Below are 12,709 nucleotides of genomic sequence, written 5' to 3' on the forward strand. Positions count from 1 at the left end.
AATCAAATTAAGTGCAGTAGGGTGTGTCAGCTAGGAAGATTTTCGGGAAAAACTCACAATCTCACAACTGACGCACCATTTGTTAGCTGGTGCGTCAGAATCAGATTGTCCGTGAGGATTCAGAATTATCTTTCCTGACGCACTCTACGGTTAAGACTTGAAAGTACCTGAACAATCAGGCTCGATCGCAAACCAAGCAAAACCGCCACCGCAGATGAACCAAATCAGATTATGCTATACACAGAGATATCCGAGCCATCCCATGCACGGTACTCAACGTTATAAAAAAACTAATTTGAAGTCGTCGGAGCCTTTAATATGGTTCAATTTCATATTCAAACAGAGAGCGAGATTCCAGCATCTACGCAACTATTCAATCAAATCAGGTTTGCGATCGCCTCACGCCAGTTTCCGCCCGGGCACCGCTTACCCAGTACCAGACAGCTAGCCATGCAGACGGGTTTGCACCGCAACACCATCAGCAAAGTATACCGACAGCTCGAAAATACCGGACTCGTAGAAGCCCAAGCCGGATCGGGCATTTACGTGCGCGCTCAAGGCCACGAAGGCGGCAGCAAGCTCAAATCCCCGATTCTCGAAGAATATCCCCTGGCTAACAAAATAGTTCAAGAAAGTATGGATCAACTGCTGGGACAGGGCTGTACGCTCAACCAAGCGAGGGAATTATTTTTGGCCGAAATTGACTGGCGACTCCGGTGTAGTTCGCGGGTGGTCGTCACAGCCCCCACAGAAGACATCGGCGTGGGGGAGCTGATGGCAAAAGAACTGGAACAAGCTTTGCGGATTCCCATCCAGTTAGTACCGATGGAAGATTTAGGTACTTTTCTGGATAACATCTCTGCGGGAACTGTGATCACGAGTCGTTATTTTATCGGACAAGCGGAATCGATTTCGGCGCCGCGTTCGGTGCGAGTGATTCCCGTAGACATCTATGATTATGTTCAGGAAATTCAGCTAGTGGGGAGTTTGCCGAAAGACAGTTATTTGGGTATCGTCAGCCTGAGTTCGGGAATGTTGCGATCGACTGAAGTGATTATCCACAGCCTCCGGGGCGAGGATTTGCTGGTGATGACGGCTTTGCTGTCGGATGCTTACAAGATTAACTCGATCGTGCGATCGGCTAGAACAATTTTCTGCGACCAACCGAGCTTTGCTACAGTCAAAGCGGCGATTAACGCTGCCCGAGAGGATATTATTCGTCCCCCGCAACTGGTATGCTCCGAAAATTACATCGGCTCTAAGTCGATTAATTTGCTCAAGCGCGAGTTGGGCCTGGGGTGATGCCATTTTCGATTTTCGATTTTCGATTTGGGATTAAAGAATTGGGAATAAGTTACTAATTCCAGTACCCGATACCTAATTACCGATATCCATTGGTGGTAACAAGCGCGTTGACTCTAGTACAGATCTACTGTTTGACGATTAGGCCTTCGATCCCCCCTAGCCCCCCTTCCTAAGGGGGGGACAAGAGCGGTCAAAGTCCCCCTTCTTAAGGGGGATTTAGGGGGATCTAGACTTGGATGCAAACCAGAGATACAAGAGCGGTCAAAGTCCCCCTTCTTAAGGGGGATTTAGGGGGATCTAGACTTGGATGCAAACCAGAGATACAAAGGATTTCAGGCTTAAGTTAACAATAATTCCCCATGCCCCATGCCCCATGCCCCATGCCCAATTCCCCATGCCCCATGCCCCATGCCCCATTCCCAATTCCCCATTACCGATGACAATTGAAATCCAGCCTTCAATTAATGTTAAAACCGCGATCGAAAGCCGCCGGGCCGCGCGCAGTTTCAAGCGCGATCCGATTCCCCCAGCAATATTGGCAGAGATTTTGCGCTTGGGAGTGCGATCGCCCTCTGGTTATAACTTGCAGCCTTGGCGGTTTATCGTACTCCAGGACGCAGCCAGCAAAGAAAAATTAAAAACTTGCGCTTTCGACCAGCGCCAAGTCGTAGAAGCCCCGATCGTGTTAATCTGTTGTGGCGATCGGCGCGCCGCCCAACCGGAAAACACCGAAGCCGTCATCGAATTGGGCAAAGCAGTGGGCGGAATGAATGACAATTTAGCCGGTTATATGCGACAAGCAATCCCGCAATTGTTCGAGAACCATCCTTGCTTTGAGTCCCTAGAAGCTTGGACAAACAGACATACAATGCTCGCAGTAGCTCATTTAATGATTGCAGCAAAAAGCTTTGGGGTAGACAGTTGTCCGATGGAAGGTTTTGTCGCAGCTAAGGTGAAAGAAGCCTTTCAAATTCCCGAAGAAGTAGATGTGTGCTGTTTGCTGCCGCTTGGTTATGCAGCAGAGCCTTTAAAACAATACGGCGGGCGTTTTGATGTGACTCAAGTTTATTACAGCGAAAGTTATGGAGAGGCCTTGCAAGTTGAGATTTGAGAGTTAAGATTTGAGAGTTGAGATTTGAGACTTAAGATTTGCCTGAGTTGGTGCATAGCATTCGGAATTCGTCAAGCGTGAAGTCGGAAGAAGGAAGAAAAGCAATGGTTTCAGCAATTAAGAACTTCCTCATCGTCTTGAGGATTTCTCTAAGTTAAAACAAATCTGAAATGCCGAGAATTTCTTCAAACTAAAATCTCAAGTGGTGATAGTAGACAGAGGAGCAAAATATGACAGTAGCAGCGCGACAAAGCAAGGCACAAATTCTAGAATTAGAGTTGCAGAAGCACTTACAAGCAGCCGGGTTGAAAAATTTACCGCTTTATATCAGTTGCGATTTTCGAGATGACTCTTTAACGGTTGTGGGAGAACACCCGCGCAGTTTGGTTCTCAAAGCTAAACCGACTTTTGCCGTGCTAGAAACAGCAATTCTCGAAATAGAACCGGAATCTATTCAACAGATTGGACTTTGCCTGAAAATTACCGGGCAAAAACAGCCTTATGCTTTCCATTCTTTTACCATGCACAATCCTGTTTTGTCAAGACCCAGAACAGTGCAAGTGCTGAAAAAAACCGAGAAGAAACCCGCAGCAGAAACGGGGATGGTGCTAGCCGCAAATGCCGCAGAGACGGCGGATGCAGCGGAGGAGATGCCGTTAGAAAGAGATGTTAAAAATGCGGGAGGCGATGAATATTTCCCCGATTTTTCTGAGAGTTCTAGCAATTCCGATGATCTCGCCTTTAAGGTAGCTGGAATCCCGGAAGATCTCGCAGACAATCCCTTCGATGTGCTGGATATGGAAGCGGTAACAGTTGCCGAAACACCCAAGCATTCACCGTTTGCGATGCTGGCGGCGGCGGGAATCGTCAGCATCGCGGCGGTTATTTTGGCAGGCGGTTATTACCTGCTGAGCCGTCCCTGTGCGATCGGAGAATGCACTGCATTAGCTAATGCTAAACGGTTGAGCGATAATTCGGCGAAGACTCTGAAAACTTCAAAGGTTGCTAGCAGCCCGGAAGAAGCGCAGGAACAGTTAAAAGGGGCGATCGCCCTTTTGGAACCGATTCCTTCTTGGTCAATTCATCGCGGTGAGGCTCAAACCGCCATCGAAAGCTATCGGGAGCAAAGTCAAAATGTCCAGTCTGCGATCGATGCAGCGCGTCTGGCACAGTCCGCAGCTCGGAAAACCGAAAATCCGCCTTATTCTGCCGAGAGCGGCCAGGAAGCGCAAGCTCTGTGGCAAAGTGCGATCGCCCAACTCGGAGAAATCCCCACAAACAGCCCAGTTTATCCCTATGCTCAGAGAAAGGCGAAGGAATACCGGAAGAATTTAGCAACAGGAAATCGGCAATTAGGCACAGAAAAACAAGCCGAAAAAACGTTGCTCGCAGCCAAAAGTACAGCGCAAATAGCCGAAGCTCGGGAAGCAGTAGCTCAGACAGCCCAGACATGGGCAGGGGTGCAAGCAGGTTGGGAAAAAGCCCTGGACACGCTAGCAGAAATTCCCGGCAATACGCAATCTTACCAACTAGGTAGACTGCTAGTTCCGAAATACGAAACGAAGCTTTCACAAGCTCGCGAGCGCAAAAATGTTGAAACAATTTCGGAAAATGCCTACACTCAAGCTGTGACTTTAGCAGCGGAAGCTAAAATTTTTGAGGGCAAAAACGGCTGGTTTAAAGCATCGGAAAACTGGCGGAGAGCTTTGAGTTACGCTGAGCAAGTTCCGGCGGCTACTTCTTATTCCCAGAAAGCCAAACCGCTGATTGATTCCTACAAAACTTCATTGCAGCAAGCAGAAGTTAAGTTGCAGGAAGAAAGGAACTTGCAAAAAGCGCGGACGGATTTGGATAGAACTTGCAAAGGCAAGCCGAAAATTTGCGACTATACTGTTAGCAATGGTTTGATAGCGGTGCAGATGAATCCCGATTACGTGGAGAAATTGCAACAAACTTTCATTCAAGCCAATAACAATAATTCTGTGAAGACTCGCCAAGCTGTGGAAAAGCACGTTGCTACTCTGCAAACGGCCTTGGAGGCGATCGCCGAAAACGCGAAAATTCCGATGCAGGTTTACGATGGCGAAGGTAAGCGGATTGCGAGTCACGAACCGAAGTAGAACATCCGCTGAGAAATCTCACTTTGATGCGAGGCCAGATCCCCCTCGCATCCCCCGAAAGCAAGGGGGACTTTGAGTGCTTACTATGGCTCCCCGATCGACGGAGGAATGTCGATCGCTTCGGGTCCCCCCCTTCGATCGGGGGGCTAGGGGGGATCGGCTTTATCTGAAACGTATTGAGTTATACTTCGTTAACACACACTACAAGCTCTGCAATCAAACGGTATAAAAAAATGTTAGCAATCAAATGCTAGAAAAAGTAAAACTTCATAACTTCAAAAGTCATCAAGACACTGAACTTAATTTTGACAATTCAGGCTTACACGCACTCGTAGGACAAAACAGTTCTGGTAAAACATCCGTTTTGCAAGCATTGCATTATCTCAGTCAGCTTACTAATTCATCATTTGCAAATATTTTTCAGAATGAAAGAGCGCCTCAATTTCTTACAACAATTGGGCAAAATAATATGTCTGTTACTGTAAGTGGTTTTTTGGGATACAAATCTCGGACTGATTGGGAAGCTTCCTATAACTGGACACAAAGCGTTAACCCTCCTTGGTTTCCGAGAGCATCATGGAAAGTCGATCGAGAACCCGAAAATGTACAAGGATGGTCAAGTTCGCTGAGCGATGCTAAATATCCAATTCCTGAATCTTTGAGATACTCAGTTCATCTTAAGCTAGTAGCTACTAATCTTGCTAAAGCAGCTTATAGTGATGCAATTACACCGCGAGTTGAGTTCGATGGTTCCGGATTAGCACCTACCTTAGACTATCTTCGTGACGAAGCTCCAGATAAGTTTCAATCTTTACAATAAATGTTGAAACTGATTGTACCAGGTGTACGCGAAGTCGGCGTAAAACGAGCCAAGGTTATGGTAAATCGCCAACGCTTAATCGAAGTCGATGGCAAATCTATCTCCTACGAAGAAAGTCAGGAAATGACAGGGCAAGAAGTTGTCCTAGATATGAATACTGGTAAGCGCATTCCAGCCCATGCGATTAGCGAAGGAACAATGCTCGCCCTCGGATTACTGACTGTTTTGATAAATCCTAATCAACCTAATTTAGTATTACTAGATGATGTCGAACAGGGACTCCACCCCAAAGCGCAACGAGAATTAATCGCTGTTTTCAAAGAAATTATTCAACAAAACAACAACCTGCAAATTATTTTTTCCACCCATTCTCCCTACATTGTGGATGAACTTATTCCGTCTAAAGTTCATGTATTAAGTAACAACAACTCCGGGGTGACTCGTTGCAAAAGATTAGATGAACATCCTGATGTAGAATGGGCAAAACAAACTTTGACCACCGGAGAATTTTGGGATGCGGAGGGAGAAGATTGGGTGGTTGCAGGAGAAATTAATGATTGAGTTTGTGGTGATTGTCGAAAGTAACGCAGACGCACGAACCGCTACTAAATTAGCCGATCGCACTTGAGTGCAAAAAATTGATTGGTTAGACCCTGAGATGCTGCAACATCTATATCAATGGAGTGGTTTAGAAGCTGGCACAGACAATTATTGGTGGAAAAATATTAATCAAATTATAGATAATTTCCAACAAAGCTTAGGATTCCGTCCTCCCAGGTATTTAGGTCATCGTAAAGATGGAGCATTAAAAGCTGATGGTGCAGCAGCTATAAAAATTCTTAATTTAGTACGATTTATTCAAAAAACACGAAACATTAAAGCAATTCTCTTTATTCGAGATTTAGACAATCAGCCTGAGCGAAGAGAAGGTATTGAGCAAGCGCGTTCAGAACACATCGATCGACAACCTAAATTAGCAATTATTATTGGTACAGCCGATAGAATGCGGGAAGCTTGGGTTTTGAATGGATTTATTCCATCTAATCAAGAAGAAAAACAAATTCTGCAAAATATCGCAACCGAATTGACGTTTAATCCTTGCGAAGAATCACACAGACTACGCTCTAACTCATTGACAGAACCCGATCGCATTAGAAATCCTAAAGTTGTTGTGGAAAAGCTCACAGGTGGCAAGATGGAACGCGAACGACAGTGCTGGGAAGACACGGAGCTGGAAAATCTGCGAAAAAAAGGTGTTCAGACAGGGTTAACAGCCTATATTTGTGAAATCGAGGAACGATTAATTCCTATCATTAGATCTGCTGAGTAATATTAATTCTGGTGCAACCGGAATTGATATTACTCCGCAATCGATCCAGCTTGAAAAATTTGTGGCGCCGTCAAGTTTAACTCAGGAAAAGTTGGCGACTCAATCCTATCATCTCCCCGAAACAAACTCACCTCGTATTCGCCGTCAACCAGTCGGTAAACCGAGATAGTCGGTTGTTTGGGATTCCCGATAAATCTGCGGCCGCCCAAACCGAGATCATCCACAATCCAGTATTCTGGAATCCCGATTAGTTCGTATTCACCTACTTTTTTGATGTAGTCATCTTGCCAATTCGTGCTAACTACTTCAATAACCAGCGGAATTGATGCTGCTTGAGTCACAGTTGAAAACTTTTTCCACAGAAGTTCTGACGCTAAGTTGGGGCGATTTAAAATCAGAATATCGGGCGAATAAGCTGATTCGTTTTCTGCGGGCTTAACTAATGCTTGTCCGGGGATGAAGTACGGAAGGTTTAGCCGCTCGAATTCTACTGTCAATTTTCTTGCGGAAAAACCGATAACTTCTTCATGGTCTCCTAATGGTTGTGACATTTCAACAATCTCTCCATTGTGCAGTTCATAACGTCCGTTTTCTGGCTTCCATTCCGCAAATTCTTCAAAAGTTAGCGGTTTAGTTGCTATTTGAATCATGGCTATTCTCCTTAGTGATGAATCGGGCGGGCTTGCGTGCCCACCCCACAAGATAAACTCACTCTTTGTGGAACAGGCCGGCGTCGCCTGTTCAAGAAACCTAGAAGCCCACCTGGCAAAAAAATTAATTTTTGTGGAACAGGCATCTTGCCTGTTTAATAAAATAAGGCTAAATGCAAGTTCTTACCTACATCATATTACCAATTATCAATGCCCTGCGCAAGCCAATGCCCAATTCCCAATGCCCAATGCCCAATTCCCAATTATCAATTCCCAATTATCAATTCCCAATTATCAATTCCCAATGCCCTGCGCGGGCCAATGCCCTGCGCAGGCCAATGCCCGATTACCATTTGATTAATTGTGCATCTTGATTAAAAAACCTCCGACACAATCCCTCAGTCAATAATAGAGTGGCGATTAAAGTTGCCAGCGCTAACACAAACATAATCAAAATTTGGTAATATGCTGCATCCAAAGGACTGACACCGCTGAGCATTTGACCCGTCATCATTCCCGGTAATGTCACGATTCCCACGACTGTCATTGTGTTTAATGTGGGGATTAATCCAGCTTTAATCGCGTCTTTCCGGTACTGTTTTACTGCTTGCTGCGGCGTTGAACCTAAACTTAAATGGGTTTCTATTTCTAATTGGCTGCTGTTAACTGTACTCACAAGTCTTTCACCAGCGATCGCCCCTGAGTTCATCGCATTGCCCAAAATCATCCCCGCTAGGGGAATCAAGTATTGCGGTTCGTACCAAGGATCGGGTTGCAAAATTAGCAAGTGTGTATAGGCGAGAGTAAACGCCGTACCGATCGCAATTGAAGCCGAAACTAACGGTAGCAAGTGCTTGATTTTTTTGCTAATCCGGTTGCTGGCCACCACGCTAGCCGTTGTCAGCATGATGGCTAAAACTGCTGACACCAGCCACGGATTTTTCCCCTCCGGCGCAAACACGACGGCGAGCACGTAGCCGACTCCGATAAGCTGGATTAGAGTGCGTCCCGCCGCGATCGCGATCGCCCCCTCCAACCCCAATCTCTGCCACGCCGAAAGCCCGATCGCGATCGCCACCATCCCCAAAGCCCAACCCAAATCAGTAAAATCTAGCAGAATTAACATCCGCGCTCCCTTTCGATAAAGTGATTGTTTGCCCGTCCAACTATAAGATATTTGAATAAAGGTTTCTGAGAAACAGTTTTGCTGTAAGAATTTGCTTTGATAATGGTTGCAATTTGTGGTGTCAAGAGTGAATAACGTTCCCCCCCTCGATTTAACCCAGCAGTACGCCCAGATTGGCGACGAAATCGGCGCTGCGGTACAAAAAGTGCTCGCCTCTGGCGGCTACATCGGCGGCCCCGCCGTCAAGAGTTTTGAGCAAGAGTTTGCCAACTACACAGGCGTTTCCGACTGCGTTGGCTGCAACTCGGGCACCGATGCGCTGATTTTGGCTTTGCGAGCTCTCAAAATCGGCCCGGGCGATGAAGTGATTACCACTCCTTTTACCTTTTTCGCTTCGGCTGAAACAATTAGCGCCGTCGGTGCAACTCCCGTATTTGTCGATATAGACAGCGGGACTTTTAATCTGAATGTCGAGCTCTTGGAAGCCGCAATTACCGAAAAAACCAAAGCAATCATGCCGGTTCACATCTTCGGCCAACCGGTAGACATGACTCGGTTGATGGAAATTGCCACCAAGCACAATTTAGCCGTAATCGAAGATTGCGCGCAGTCTGTCGGCGCCGAGTGGGAGTCTCGAAAAGTCGGCAGCATCGGCCATGTGGGCTGTTTCAGCTTTTATCCGACCAAAAATTTAGGCGCTTGCGGTGACGGCGGGGCGGTGACGACGAACGATCGATCCCTCGCAGCTTCTATGCGAATGCTGAAAGAACACGGACAGTCTTCTAGGTATTTTTACGAAGAAATCGGCTACAACAGCCGTTTAGATGCCCTGCAAGCCGTGATTCTCAGCATTAAATTGCGCTATCTCGACAGTTGGAACTCCCAACGTCGCGAGAAAGCCGCCGTTTATGGCGAATTTCTCTCCCGGGTGCCCGGAGTTGCTGTCCCCAAGGAATTGCCGGCAGCAAAGGGAGTCTGGAATCAATACACGATCCGGCTGATAAGTCAAGCAGAAGCGCCAAATCCTGCTGGTAATTTTCGAGATTCGATGCGGACTAAGTTGCAGGAATCCGGAATTGGTTCGATGGTTTACTATCCGTTACCTTTGCACCTGCAACCTGTTTACAAATCTTTGGGTTACGGGGCCGGTCAGTTGCCTGTGGCTGAGCAAGTTTGTCGCGAAGTCTTGTCTTTGCCGATGTTCCCGGAACTTTCGAGGGATCAACAGGAGCGGGCGATTTACGGGCTGAAAGATTGTTTGGCAAAGGGCGGATAGGATTTAGTGGCTTTTGGGCGATCGCCCGATCCACAGAAACACCTGAGAATAGAGGAATTGCAGGGTTGCAGTGGCGTACTGGTGCAGCGGTCAGGGAGAATGGTTAAGTATTTTGACCGAGCACTTGTACTTTTATGTACTATATTTAATGAAAAGAAACAAATTTAGGCTGGCAATCCGCCTTAAACGGGTGCATTTTCCGCTCGCCTAAAATTTGCGATCGGTCAATGATGAAGAAGGAAGAAGGAAGAAGGAAGAGGGAAGAAGGAAAAAGGAAGAAGGAATAAGAAAGAAGGAAGAAGGAAGAGGGAAGAAGGAAGAGGGAAGAAGGAAAAAGGAAGAATAAAGAATGTTTGAACTTTCGACTTCCCATCCCCGATGCCCGATGCCCGATGTCCGATGCCCGATGCCCGATGCCCGATGCCCGATGCCCGATGCCCCATGCCCCATGCCCCATGCCCAATTCCCAATTCCCAATTTAACCTGCAATTTTCATAAAATCAGAGGAAAATAAACGAGTGCCTCAGTATCAATTCACTCAGGCTAGACGCTACGATCCACAAGCGATCGCTCAGTATTACCGCAACCGTCCTTGGAAAGCAATTTGGCGCGCAATTACCGTTATTTGGTTATTTGCAGGCTTCGTGATCGGGATGCTGTGGGACAGTTGGCAGCACGAAGTCGCCGCCCACCAGCCGGAACGCGCCGCCCACCTGCGACAAATACTCACTCGCTTAGGCCCCACTTTCATTAAAGTCGGCCAAGCCCTTTCTACTAGACCAGACTTAATTCGCAAAGACTTTCTCCAAGAACTGATCAAACTTCAGGATCAATTGCCGCCCTTTGACTCAGTGCGGGCTTTCGAGATTATTGAAGCAGAACTCGATCGCCTCATTAGCGAAACCTACAGAGAAATCTCCCCCGAACCAGTCGCAGCGGCCAGTCTCGGCCAAGTCTACAAAGCCCGTTTAATCACCGGCGAAGCAGTCGCAGTTAAAGTTCAGCGACCAAATTTGCTGCCAATCTTAAGCCTCGACCTTTACTTAATGCGCTGGGCGGCTGGATTGTTGGGCCCCTTACTGCCATTGAATCTCGGTCACGACCTCTGTTTAATAGTCGATGAATTTGGTATTAAACTATTCGAGGAAATTGACTATATCAATGAAGGCCGCAACGCCGAGAAATTTGCAACAAATTTTGCCGATGACCCGACAGTAAAAGTTCCGAGTATTTACTGGCGCTATACTTCAAAATGCGTTCTGACTCTCGAATGGATTGACGGCATCAAGCTAACAGATATGGCAAGTGTCAAAGCCGCAGGTTTAGACACCAATAGCTTAATTGAAGTCGGAGTCCGCAGCGGTTTGCGACAGTTACTCGAACACGGATTTTTTCACGCTGACCCCCATCCGGGAAATCTGTTTGCCTTAGCGGACGGCCGCATGGCTTACATCGATTTTGGGATGATGGATCAGATGGAAGAAACCACTAAAGAAACTTTAGTTGATTCTGTCGTTCATTTGATCAACAAAGATTACTTAGAGTTAGCCCAGGATTTTGTCAAACTCGGGTTTTTGACTCCAGATACAGATATTATGCCGATCGTCCCGGCATTGGAATCTGTCCTCGGCGATATCGTCGGCGAAAAGGTAAGCGACTTTAACTTCAAGACGATTACAGACGAGTTTTCGGAGTTGATGTACGACTATCCGTTCCGAGTCCCCGCGAAATTTGCCCTAATTATTCGGTCTCTCGTCACAGAAGAAGGTTTAGCCCTGACGCTGAATCCCGACTTCAAGATAGTCGAGGTCGCCTATCCCTACGTAGCGCGCAGGTTGTTGAACGGGGAATCTCCGGCATTGCGCCGTCGCCTGATTGAGGTATTATTCAAGGATGGCAAATTCCAGTGGAACAGGTTAGAGGAGATGATCGCGATCGCCAGATCCGATCGCAGTTTCGACCTGCTACCTACAGCCCAACTAGGCTTGCAATTTTTGCTGTCAGAGGAAGGGTCGTTTTTGAGACGCCAGCTAATGTTAGCGTTGATTGAGGACGATCGCATTCACACCCAAGAAGTTGGCAGCCTCTGGAACTTAGTCAAAGAAGACCTGCAACCAAGTCGCTTGTTCAACGTTGCTCTAGGCGCTTTGACAGAGCTTTCCACAGCAGGAACAGCCGCGCTGACTCGATTGTAATTAGAAGGAAGAAGGAAGAGGGAAGAAGGAAGAAGGAAGAGGGAAGAAGAAGGAAGAAAGAAGAAGGAAAAAAAATAATTCTACTTTTGGCAATTCCCAATTCCCAATTCCCAATTCCCAATTCCCAATCCCCCATGCCCGATGCCCCATGCCCGATGCCCCATGCCCGATGCCCAATTCCCAATTCCCAATTACCCAAATTTAAGGAATTATTCGTGTATTACTTTCCAGAACCTCCCTATTTTTTAATGACTGCTGGATTAGTAGCAGGTATGGCTTCAGGCTTAGCCTTTGAAGCAACTCTCAAAGAAGCCGTACAACTCTGGTCTAAAAATCGTTCTAGCCGTACTTTGTCTAACCTAAAAGGTCTACAATTGCAGTTGCCTTTTTTGGGAATGGCCGGCGGAATTTGCGTATTTTTAGCTTCAGGAATGGAAATTTTTGGCTTCCCAAAATTACTTTCTTATGTTTTAGCCCTGCCGCTGACGCTACTAACTGGGTGGCTGGTTTGGACTCAGCTAGGTAAGCTTTTAATTGAACTACAACGCGGAGGTTCCCAAGCCTTAGACTTGGATTCTTTTTTTGAAGAACCATAGTTAAATATCAACCCTCTTTTATAACAACGAAGAGGGTTGGTTCGTAGTAAGGACTTTAGTCCTTCAGTTAAACATCAACCCTCTTTTCTAACAACGAAGAAGCTTGGTTCGTAGTAAGGACTTTAGTCCTTCTTGATTAAAATCCGCTTTTCTAACAACGAAGAAAGTTGGTTCGTAGTA

General features: G+C 46.6%; 12 protein-coding genes and 1 pseudogene. 10 read left to right on the forward strand and 3 right to left on the reverse strand.

Annotated elements, in window-relative coordinates:
• Positions 1 to 318: 318 nt before the first annotated feature.
• The 7 genes and pseudogenes from QUB64_RS01660 (at position 319) to QUB64_RS01685 (ending at position 6,686) form a co-directional block, all read left to right on the forward strand.
• Entirely contained in the window at positions 319 to 1,302 is a 984-nt protein-coding gene (locus QUB64_RS01660; protein WP_333273960.1) for a GntR family transcriptional regulator, read from the forward strand.
• A 439-nt stretch (positions 1,303 to 1,741) separates the two neighbouring features.
• Positions 1,742 to 2,416 carry a nitroreductase family protein gene (locus QUB64_RS01665; protein WP_333273957.1) on the forward strand — a complete coding sequence of 225 codons (675 nt, stop codon included), beginning with the start codon at positions 1,742 to 1,744 and terminating at the stop codon, positions 2,414 to 2,416.
• A 230-nt stretch (positions 2,417 to 2,646) separates the two neighbouring features.
• Positions 2,647 to 4,536 carry a hypothetical protein gene (locus tag QUB64_RS01670; protein ID WP_333273954.1) on the forward strand — a complete coding sequence of 630 codons (1,890 nt, stop codon included), beginning with the start codon at positions 2,647 to 2,649 and terminating at the stop codon, positions 4,534 to 4,536.
• Positions 4,537 to 4,783: 247 nt separating this feature from the next.
• Positions 4,784 to 4,963: pseudogene (locus QUB64_RS32885) on the forward strand (AAA family ATPase); the annotation flags it as partial.
• A gap of 42 nt (positions 4,964 to 5,005) precedes the next feature.
• Complete coding sequence (locus tag QUB64_RS01675; protein ID WP_333325386.1) at positions 5,006 to 5,356, forward strand: hypothetical protein; 351 nt, start codon at positions 5,006 to 5,008, stop codon at positions 5,354 to 5,356.
• Positions 5,357 to 5,917, forward strand: coding sequence for an AAA family ATPase (locus QUB64_RS01680; RefSeq protein WP_333273949.1), 561 nt, complete (start codon positions 5,357 to 5,359; stop codon positions 5,915 to 5,917).
• Between the two features lie 67 nt (positions 5,918 to 5,984).
• Positions 5,985 to 6,686, forward strand: coding sequence for a hypothetical protein (locus tag QUB64_RS01685; protein ID WP_333273947.1), 702 nt, complete (start codon positions 5,985 to 5,987; stop codon positions 6,684 to 6,686).
• 29 nt (positions 6,687 to 6,715) lie between these two features.
• Here QUB64_RS01685 and QUB64_RS01690 read toward each other — a convergent pair whose 3' ends face one another.
• Together QUB64_RS01690 and QUB64_RS01695 are read right to left on the reverse strand one after the other, a co-directional pair.
• Positions 6,716 to 7,336, reverse strand: coding sequence for a Uma2 family endonuclease (locus tag QUB64_RS01690; RefSeq protein ID WP_333273944.1), 621 nt, complete (start codon positions 7,334 to 7,336; stop codon positions 6,716 to 6,718).
• A 346-nt stretch (positions 7,337 to 7,682) separates the two neighbouring features.
• Positions 7,683 to 8,462, reverse strand: a complete 780-nt coding sequence (locus QUB64_RS01695; protein WP_333273941.1) for an ABC transporter permease — start codon at positions 8,460 to 8,462, stop codon at positions 7,683 to 7,685.
• 127 nt (positions 8,463 to 8,589) lie between these two features.
• Here QUB64_RS01695 and QUB64_RS01700 point away from each other — a divergent pair, with 127 nt between their 5' ends.
• The gene (locus tag QUB64_RS01700) at positions 8,590 to 9,738 is read left to right on the forward strand and encodes a DegT/DnrJ/EryC1/StrS family aminotransferase (RefSeq protein WP_333273939.1); all 1,149 of its coding nucleotides are present in this window, start codon (positions 8,590 to 8,592) and stop codon (positions 9,736 to 9,738) included.
• 207 nt (positions 9,739 to 9,945) lie between these two features.
• Here the strand turns inward: QUB64_RS01700 and QUB64_RS01705 are convergent, their stop codons facing one another.
• Positions 9,946 to 10,215, reverse strand: coding sequence for a hypothetical protein (locus QUB64_RS01705; RefSeq protein WP_333393940.1), 270 nt, complete (start codon positions 10,213 to 10,215; stop codon positions 9,946 to 9,948).
• Positions 10,216 to 10,256: 41 nt separating this feature from the next.
• Between QUB64_RS01705 and QUB64_RS01710 the strand changes: the two genes are divergently transcribed.
• Together QUB64_RS01710 and QUB64_RS01715 are read left to right on the forward strand one after the other, a co-directional pair.
• Positions 10,257 to 11,933 (forward strand): ABC1 kinase family protein, encoded by a 1,677-nt coding sequence (locus QUB64_RS01710; protein WP_333273933.1) that lies wholly within the window; start codon positions 10,257 to 10,259, stop codon positions 11,931 to 11,933.
• 215 nt (positions 11,934 to 12,148) lie between these two features.
• A complete protein-coding gene (locus tag QUB64_RS01715; protein ID WP_333273930.1) occupies positions 12,149 to 12,529 on the forward strand; it encodes a hypothetical protein in 381 nt (126 codons plus the stop codon).
• Positions 12,530 to 12,709: the final 180 nt, after the last annotated feature.

Source organism: Microcoleus sp. Aus8_D2 (assembly GCF_036702665.1).
Lineage (GTDB): Bacteria > Cyanobacteriota > Cyanobacteriia > Cyanobacteriales > Microcoleaceae > Microcoleus.

Bases quoted from the DNA above. Each gene is read 5' to 3' on its own strand.
- QUB64_RS01670 (WP_333273954.1), top strand. From the start codon at position 2,647: ATGACAGTAGCAGCGCGACAAAGCAAGGCACAAATTCTAGAATTAGAG.
- QUB64_RS01660 (WP_333273960.1), top strand. From the start codon at position 319: ATGGTTCAATTTCATATTCAAACAGAGAGCGAGATTCCAGCATCTACG.
- QUB64_RS01680 (WP_333273949.1), top strand. From the start codon at position 5,357: ATGTTGAAACTGATTGTACCAGGTGTACGCGAAGTCGGCGTAAAACGA.
- QUB64_RS01695 (WP_333273941.1), bottom strand. From the start codon at position 8,462: ATGTTAATTCTGCTAGATTTTACTGATTTGGGTTGGGCTTTGGGGATG.
- QUB64_RS01675 (WP_333325386.1), top strand. From the start codon at position 5,006: ATGTCTGTTACTGTAAGTGGTTTTTTGGGATACAAATCTCGGACTGAT.
- QUB64_RS01665 (WP_333273957.1), top strand. From the start codon at position 1,742: ATGACAATTGAAATCCAGCCTTCAATTAATGTTAAAACCGCGATCGAA.
- QUB64_RS01690 (WP_333273944.1), bottom strand. From the start codon at position 7,336: ATGATTCAAATAGCAACTAAACCGCTAACTTTTGAAGAATTTGCGGAA.